Source organism: Zhongshania aquatica (genome assembly GCF_027257955.1).
In the GTDB taxonomy this organism is placed as follows: domain Bacteria; phylum Pseudomonadota; class Gammaproteobacteria; order Pseudomonadales; family Spongiibacteraceae; genus Spongiibacter; species Spongiibacter aquatica.
Genome location: NZ_JANZNQ010000054.1, coordinates 1 through 7,689, shown reverse-complemented (window position 1 = coordinate 7,689; position 7,689 = coordinate 1). Strand labels below are relative to the sequence as shown.

The following is a 7,689-nucleotide window of genomic DNA, read 5'->3' as shown; positions in this document are numbered from 1 at the left end:
CGTGAACACCTAATTTTGCGCGGTGGCAAAAGTGTTCACGGTTCGACAAAATTCAGTGTTCACAGTTGAGAAAATTAGATGTTCACGATGGGCGAAAATCGGTGTTCATAGTAGGCAAAAATACGCATCCTGCAAATTTTTACGATAATTGGTACTTTTTGAATACGAAAAAGAAACAAAAAATAGTGTTCGCTACAAAGAAGTACCGGAAGACACTGCTCCAATTATCGGCTCTTTATATGTACAAAAATGGTTTTCTGGCGATACCAAAAATATTGAGATTACCATTGAGAAAAAGAATCAACCGAAAACTGAAATGCACAGCGCTACGGATAATTAGTTAATAGACCCAGCCCGCTGGCTATAAATATGTATATAGCCAGGAGCTTTTAAAAAAAGCGCATTAACTGCTGTAACAGAAACTGCTTAATGTTCAACTTTCAATTTTGCATTTAAAATATCTAGTGACACTCGACCAATCCGGAAACTCCTCAGATCCAAATAGTATCAACTGACCTTCAAAATTGTTTTGTCCTTGCCCCGACGGCATGTCGTCGATTAAATAATCGCCTTTATTGAGATGCTTATGTGGACTGATAATTAAGTTCTCAACGACAGCCATGCCTAAGTATTTTTCCACCCAGATTCGCTTTTCAGCATAGCTATGAGGATTCTTTATCGAGGGCGCTGTTAAGATATACACATCCAGCTTTGGGTGCTCATGCAACCACGTGTATGATTCAATTGCGTCGGGGATAGGATCAAGGTTTTCATAAAGACCTGGTTTGCTTTGTGGAAAAGCAAGTGCCGGATACTTAGCTTTATGGCTCACAAAGCCGGCGGCGTAGTCACAGAGCACATGATCCATATCTACGTACACAATGGCTTTTTTCTCAGTCATTACACACCTCACCGGTTTAAGAGCTTTCGTTTGGCCCGACACGTCATGTCCGCGCCAATAATGTTTAGCAATAACAGGCTAGGATTCTCTTAAATTCAGAAACGATAGAATAAAGGGAATTACCCTTCGGAGGGTCATTTTCTTTTTGGAGGCCAATGCCCAGTTTTACCGAACGTCACCAGAGCGGAGCGCCTAAATGCGCAGACATGGCGTACAGCCAACATTCCTTTTTTGCGCTCCCAGATTCAGGAATGATATTATACTTACGTCATCCCTATCTAATGAATTGGGTCAATTATGAAGTTTGCCGCACTGAAAGATGCCCGCATCGAGCTCAAAACTTCAAGCTCTGTAAAAGCGAACCTGCAAAAGGCTGCTCAAATATCTGGACAAGATCTTACCAGTTTTGTACTCGTCAGCGCAGAAGCGCGAGCCCGTGAGGTGATGGAACAATACAGCCGACTCACCTTGATGAGTGAAGCGCATGGCGCATTACTGGATGCACTAATGTCTCCAGCCAAGCCAACCAAGGGGTTACGAGACCTGATGGCCGACGAACCGCTGGTTCGGAGATAGATAGTTGCTATTGAGAACTTCGATCCATTGAAAACGTACGCCCAGCAAACGCTTATAGCCCCTCCTCAAAAGTCGGCGGTGGCCGACACAGGCGCCCATTTCTGAGAAACCGGTGAACTCCAAGTTCACAATGCCCAAGACGACGCCATAGCTATAGCACTAGCTGTGAATCATCTAAGAAATAGTCGTCGATAGAAAAATACCTTTTACTATACCACTACAATCAAACTAAATTATAAGGAGTGACCAAGCCGACTGTAAGTATACATGTAGGGATTTACGGTTTTCGCAGCGTCAAATTAGCGGATTACCTAATATTTTATATTTCAAATGACGCAATCTTTTGCCAAACACTCTCAGGATAATTTAACGGAAGAATTCCTCGGTATCCGACGAGCTATCAATAATACGATTTTTCAAAGAATTTATATTTGATTTGTCGAGCACCCATTACCCCATATATGTCATCCTTCAAATATTATGAAACAATAACCTGCCACCCAACATCATTTGTCAATACAGATAGCGACAGGGAGAAGATATGAAAACGCCAGATGAAGATATCCAGCTTGTTGCTTGGGTAACCAAAGACTTATACCAATTCATCCAGACCGCAGCTGAATTATCAGGCTGCAGTGTTTCCCAGTTTTTTGCAGACGCCGCCGTGTCAACGGCGCGGGCAGTAACCGAGCAGGCAACGCAGATTACACTATCCATGAATGCTGCAGAACAAATCCTCACCGCCATAGCAAACCCTCCTCCGGTTTCCGATTCGCTGCAAAAAGCCGCTGTTAGACACAGGGAGAAAAATTACTATGAGTCTGATTTTTCAGCTGATCCCAAAAATGAAGAGCGGAGGAGTCATGACTAAACCAGCCGACAAAGAAACAAGCATAAAGATAGATGGTAGTACCGATCACCCTAATGCAGATCCAACGGTAAAACGCGATCACTGGGACGATTTTTTCGACAAGGATAACCAAAATCAAGTCGGGGAAGACTTTTCAAGAGGCGATCAACTGCCTGACCCAGATCGAAATGTGGATTGGGATGCGGTGTTCGGCACACAGGATAACGCGGATCACTCGGGCTCATAGTGACAACTTCGACCATAATATGGTGTGATTGCCATAATATAACCCCTCCTTAAATGATTACCGCTCTTTACGGTATATACCAAATACGGTGTATTTTAATCAATTAAACGAATTTGTCAGTCGGATAGCGCAACGTGCCGGTCTAAAGCTTGAACTCAACATCGCGACATAAGAGTAGCGGCCCGCCCCCCTCTAGATAAGTGGCTGAGAATGTAAATCAACATTCTAAGTTCGTCGTCGCCGGTTTCAGATATCCACAATGAAATTATCTTCAAAATCCGGATTCAGCCAGTCGGGACTATAACCGCGCGGATTGCACACAACGCGCGTATCTCCAATTTGGTAGTCACAGCTATTGTGAACATGTCCGTGCACCCAAAGCCTAATATCATGGCTTTCGATCATGCCATCGAGATGCGAGGCATAGGCAGCACTAGTGAGTTCTTCAGATAGCGCTGGCGCTATTGATCTTAACGATGGCGCATGGTGCGTCACTACAATGTTTTGCTTACCCGCGCTTTCCGAAAGGGCATTATTAAGCCAATCCATCGAGCGATTGTGGATGCCAGTCATGCTCACTGGATTAAGCTTGGAGTACCCAGGCTCAACTCTGATCTTCTTGAAATCAGACATTTCCTGCTGGCAAAAGTAACCCGCTAGCCGAGCATCACCAAATAACTTCAGATCAGTCCACAGTGTACAGCCGAAGAATGAAACACCATCTATTTTAATGCTGTCATTCTCAAGTAGATGGACATGTGTTCCGGCGGCCTGCTGCTTTGCCTTATTTACGAGGCCTGGGTATTTCTCGCCGTAGTATTCATGATTCCCTAATACAGCTATGACAGGCGTATAGGGAAACATCTTAATTGCCCACTCTATACCGCGGGTTTTGAGGTTGATGTCACCCGCGAGAATGATGACGTCCGCATCTGTATCAGGGATACAGATTGGCTCAAATTCAAGATGAAGATCGCTTAATACCAGCAGTTTCATTTGCATCCCTTCGCTATAGACATTCCTTTACTCGCCCTCATTCCCATATCCCCAATTGATCCAAATCTAAAGACCTAAAATGTGGCGCCCACTCACACAAAGCCAGATATAAATCCTTTGTTTTATGGATCGGGATCGGCTCCATGCACATTCCTCGCTCCATAAACCATAACGGAGCGGCTTCAAAATCAAACTCGTCAAAATAGCAGCCAGAATAATAGTACCCAGCTGCCTCACCTTGGTCTAGGAGCATATATCCAGGATCGATCTCAACGAAGCCACCACTTACGCCTTGGTTGTATATGTGCCATATATAACTTGTTACTAGCATCGTCATCTCCTTTTATTTGTGACGATACCAACGTAACTCAATAAAAGTATCCGTCAAATCAGGGCGTATTCTGGCGCCACTTCACAGATGCCGGGGGTTTCGGGTAGCAATGCATTCAACAGTATCTATCAAGCCGCACTTAACCAAACCTGTTACACCGTAATAGCAATCCATTCTCGCCCTAAAACCCCGATTTCTTGCGGTTCTGAAAATCCCTGCTCGCAAATTTGCGCTACAAAATTTCTCAGGTACGTTGGAATTTTTAGGAGATAGCCATGATTCTGAATTACATTTCTGATTATGAAGTAAACAATACCATGGAGGCGCTGCGCCAAGCTGCAGAAGCAGCATGGTGGATCTTAGGGGAGTGGGGATTTGAGGAGGACGAAAAGACTGCTGCACTCGGCTTTCCACTACACGAAAACTTTCCAGATGGCTCTATTAAAGAAGCGCACACGCAGCATATTTCATTAGTATTGGAGATCAACAATATACTGTGGACCCATCAAATTGATTGTTCAATAATCACTCAACCTCTGGGGATTGGGCCATTTTTTGGAAAAAATCTCAAAAGCGAAATATTTGCTTGGGATTTTGAAACCTTAGGATTTCACGTGGTTCTAGAATTTATTCAATGGTTGTATGAGGATGGTCCATGGCCAGCATGGCTATGCGATGATGAACCTTTCTAGAGCATTGGCATCAGTAGGGAACACGAGTTTTAAGCTAGATGGTACTTATATCGGGCGCTTCGACTGAATATGAGAACGTTTATTGTCACAGTAACTAGGCAAGTGACTTCATCTATATTTTTACTACTGCGGTAAAACGTCCACAAATGAAACAGGGTTCTATCAAATGAGTTGGAATTATAGGGTGCTGCAACACCTCGATCACGACGGCGATCCTTATTACGAAATTTATGAGGTTTATTACTCGAAGGATGGGGCTATAGAAGGCTGGACGGCCAATAGCGTTGGGCCGGCCGGCAGCGACCCCCAAGAGTTAGAAAAGAATATCAAGTTGCTTAAGGTGGCTCTTACCAGACCAATACTTAAAGCTGTCGTCGATGGTGAGCAAGAGATATTGGCTGAGGTTGGGCGGGCGCCTTCTTCTGATAGCGCTAAGCTGTAGTAGCTCAGACTTGATCTGACAGTTACCCGTTTTTTACCGGTGTCTGCCAGTTTAGATCTGAGCTAAATTCTTCTCAGCCCAGATCGTTTTACCATCAAGTAAAGTTGCCATTGGCGTTCTGCCGCAACACACCTTGCCCTGATGAGTTCGCTCATTGTTGTAATATTCGATCCATTCGTCCAGATCTTTTTGTAGCTCGTCGATATCCGCATAAAGTTTCTTACGGAACGTTACCTGATAAAACTCTTGCAGAATGGTTTTGTGGAAGCGCTCGCAAATACCGTTTGTCTGCGGGTGCATTGCCTTCGTCTTGGTATGATCAATGTCGTTGATAGCAAGATACAGCTGGTAATCATGGTGATCGACGCGACCACAATATTCCGTTCCGCGATCCGTGAGAATGCGTAGCATCGGTAAATCATATTGCTCAAAGAACGGCAGCACCTTGTCATTAAGCGTATCAGCGGCTGTTATTGGCGTCTTCGTCGTGTACAGCTTGCAGAAAGCTACCTTGCTATAGGTATCGACAAACGTCTGCTGATAGATGCGACCAACACCCTTGAGATTGCCGACATAGAACGTGTCCTGAGAGCCAAGATAACGTAAGCGTCCGGCCAACTCACCTTTCCATCCAATTTTAGAGTAGTAGTCTTGGTGTCCACCTAATACTAAGTGGACACCAACAATGGATACTCAAGGATTACTTCCCGCGCCAGCCAGACCACCGCGCCGTAAACATTCGCTTCAGTTTAAGGAGCAAGTTGTGGCGACGAGTTATGCCCCCAATACGTCGGTAGCAAGCGTAGCGCAGCAGTTTAAAATCAATGCCAATCTAGTGCATAAGTGGCGGCGCCAGTTTGAAACGAAGGCGGCTGGCTGTGATGACTTTATTAAAGTTGCACCGCGAATTCCCGCCAAGGCAATGAACGCCTCATGCCCTGATGCCACGCTAAAAGTTGAACTACGGAACACCCTTGGTCCTGTCACGATCCACTGGCCAATGGCTGATCTCGCCGATTTAGCTTCTTGGCTGAAGTCGCAATCATGATTCGTATCGACGAGATTTGGTTGGCGCGTGAACCGCTGGATATGCGGGCTGGCCCAGATACTACCTTGGCGCGCGTGGTGCAAAGCTTCGGCGAAGCCCGCCCCCATTGCGCCTACCTTTTTGCGAACAAGCGCGCCAATCGCATGAAGGTATTGGTACACGATGGCTTTGGTTTGTGGCTAGCCGCTCGGCGATTACATAAGGGTAAATTCAGCTGGTGCGCGCTGCGTGAAGGGCAAGCCATTGTGTTGGATGAAGAGCAGTTGCAGGCGTTGATCGTTGGTTTGCCTTGGCGACAAGCAGGTGGCGCAGCCACCATCTCGGTGCTGTAATCACGGCGATATCGGCACCTTGAATGCGCGGTAGTGGGCACAGTTGTCGCGCCTCGTCTATTTACAAAATCGTCATCGAACGCAGAGCCAAGTTCTGGCAAAGTAGCATGATGAATCAGCCAGCCGACCTTCACAACTTATCTCCCGATCAGCTTCGCACGCTGGTCATGCAGTTGCAGGAGACGGTGACCACACAAGCGCAAGGGCTGGCTGAGCGGGATGCGTCCATCCATCAATTACAAACCCATAAAGACAAACTAACCCATGAGCTGGCGCTATTGCGCCGCCACCGTTTTGGTAAACGTAGCGAGGGCTTGGATAAGCACCAGCTCGCTTTATTGGAGGCGCTGGTTGATGAAGACATCGCCTCGATTGAGGCTGAGCTGGAAAAGGTCTCGGTTGCGTCACCGCCGCGTGAATGCAAAAAGCCCAAACGCCAGGCACTTCCCAAAGACTTGGCCCGCACCGAGATTCACCATGAGCCAGAGAACACAAACTGCGCTTGTGGCTGTGTAATGACTCGGATCGGTGAAGACGTTAGCGAGAAACTCGATTACCAGCCCGGCACCTTTAGTGTAGAGCGTCATATCCGCGGCAAATGGTGCTGCCGTGACTGCGACAGTTTGGTACAAGCGCCTGTCGCAGCGCACATCATTGACAAAGGCATTCCCACCACCGGTTTATTAGCGCAAGTGCTCATTAGCAAATATGCCGATCATCTGCCGCTGTACCGCCAAGAGCAGCAGTTTGCCCGCGGTGGCGTGATGATCCCACGCTCAACACTTGCAGATTGGGTGGGTCGCTGCGGCGTAGAGTTACAGCCTTTAGTGGATGCGCTTCGAGAACAACTATTAGAGCAAATCGTATTACATGCTGATGAAACACCGGTCGCGATGTTGGCGCCGGGGAAGCAGCGTACCCATAAAGCCTATGTCTGGGCGTATGCGGCAACGCGCTACTCCCCGATACAAGGCGTGGTCTACGACTTTAGACCCAGCCGCTCAGGCAAAGAATCGAGAGACTTCCTTGCAGATTGGCGAGGGAAGTTAGTTTGCGATGATTACAGCGGTTACAAAGCGGGCTTCGCTAATGGCATTATCGAAATTGGCTGCTGGGCCCACGCTCGTCGTAAATTCCACGACCTGCATGTTCGGCGACAATTAGGATGACCGGTTGACGACAACTATCTTGGCCGGTTGGGTGTAACGTTCGGTACTTTGATTTTCCCTTGGAGAACAGCGTGCCGGGATTACATATCACCCAACGACAAGAGG

The 7,689-nt window shown here is 46.9% G+C and carries 10 protein-coding genes and 2 pseudogenes; 8 read left to right on the top strand and 4 right to left on the bottom strand.

The features are described 5' to 3' along the window. Positions 1-433 precede the first annotated feature (433 nt). Positions 434-901 (bottom strand): 5' nucleotidase, NT5C type, encoded by a 468-nt coding sequence (locus O9X78_RS20195; protein ID WP_269621512.1) that lies wholly within the window; start codon positions 899-901, stop codon positions 434-436. 297 nt (positions 902-1,198) lie between these two features. Here O9X78_RS20195 and O9X78_RS20190 point away from each other — a divergent pair, with 297 nt between their 5' ends. The 3 genes from O9X78_RS20190 (at position 1,199) to O9X78_RS20180 (ending at position 2,574) form a co-directional block, all read left to right on the top strand. Beyond that, positions 1,199-1,477, top strand: coding sequence for a type II toxin-antitoxin system TacA family antitoxin (locus O9X78_RS20190; RefSeq protein WP_269621511.1), 279 nt, complete (start codon positions 1,199-1,201; stop codon positions 1,475-1,477). 541 nt (positions 1,478-2,018) lie between these two features. After that, complete coding sequence (locus O9X78_RS20185) at positions 2,019-2,348, top strand: type II toxin-antitoxin system TacA family antitoxin (RefSeq protein WP_269621510.1); 330 nt, start codon at positions 2,019-2,021, stop codon at positions 2,346-2,348. Continuing rightward, positions 2,341-2,574, top strand: coding sequence for a hypothetical protein (locus O9X78_RS20180; protein WP_269621509.1), 234 nt, complete (start codon positions 2,341-2,343; stop codon positions 2,572-2,574). The genes O9X78_RS20185 and O9X78_RS20180 overlap by 8 nt, the downstream gene beginning before the upstream one ends. A gap of 246 nt (positions 2,575-2,820) precedes the next feature. Here the strand turns inward: O9X78_RS20180 and O9X78_RS20175 are convergent, their stop codons facing one another. Then, the gene (locus O9X78_RS20175; RefSeq protein ID WP_269621508.1) at positions 2,821-3,570 is read right to left on the bottom strand and encodes a metallophosphoesterase; all 750 of its coding nucleotides are present in this window, start codon (positions 3,568-3,570) and stop codon (positions 2,821-2,823) included. Between the two features lie 37 nt (positions 3,571-3,607). Beyond that, entirely contained in the window at positions 3,608-3,901 is a 294-nt protein-coding gene (locus O9X78_RS20170) for a hypothetical protein (protein ID WP_269621507.1), read from the bottom strand. A gap of 275 nt (positions 3,902-4,176) precedes the next feature. Between O9X78_RS20170 and O9X78_RS20165 the strand changes: the two genes are divergently transcribed. Both O9X78_RS20165 and O9X78_RS20160 read left to right on the top strand, forming a co-directional pair. Next, positions 4,177-4,593 carry a hypothetical protein gene (locus tag O9X78_RS20165; RefSeq protein WP_269621506.1) on the top strand — a complete coding sequence of 139 codons (417 nt, stop codon included), beginning with the start codon at positions 4,177-4,179 and terminating at the stop codon, positions 4,591-4,593. Positions 4,594-4,759: 166 nt separating this feature from the next. Beyond that, a complete protein-coding gene (locus O9X78_RS20160; RefSeq protein WP_269621505.1) occupies positions 4,760-5,035 on the top strand; it encodes a hypothetical protein in 276 nt (91 codons plus the stop codon). Between the two features lie 51 nt (positions 5,036-5,086). Here the strand turns inward: O9X78_RS20160 and O9X78_RS20155 are convergent. Beyond that, positions 5,087-5,635 (bottom strand): annotated as a pseudogene (locus O9X78_RS20155) (integrase core domain-containing protein); the annotation flags it as partial. A gap of 85 nt (positions 5,636-5,720) precedes the next feature. On the opposite strand from O9X78_RS20155, the gene O9X78_RS20150 reads away from it, so the two are divergent. From O9X78_RS20150 to tnpC, 3 genes and pseudogenes are all read left to right on the top strand, one after another. Further along, positions 5,721-6,083: a transposase gene (locus O9X78_RS20150; protein WP_269621504.1), complete on the top strand. Its 363-nt coding sequence runs from the start codon at positions 5,721-5,723 to the stop codon at positions 6,081-6,083. After that, complete coding sequence (tnpB, locus tag O9X78_RS20145; protein WP_269621503.1) at positions 6,080-6,415, top strand: IS66 family insertion sequence element accessory protein TnpB; 336 nt, start codon at positions 6,080-6,082, stop codon at positions 6,413-6,415. The genes O9X78_RS20150 and tnpB overlap by 4 nt, the downstream gene beginning before the upstream one ends. Before the next feature lie 110 nt (positions 6,416-6,525). Then, positions 6,526-7,563 (top strand): annotated as a pseudogene (gene tnpC, locus O9X78_RS20140) (IS66 family transposase); the annotation flags it as partial. Between the last annotated feature and the right edge of the window lie 126 nt (positions 7,564-7,689).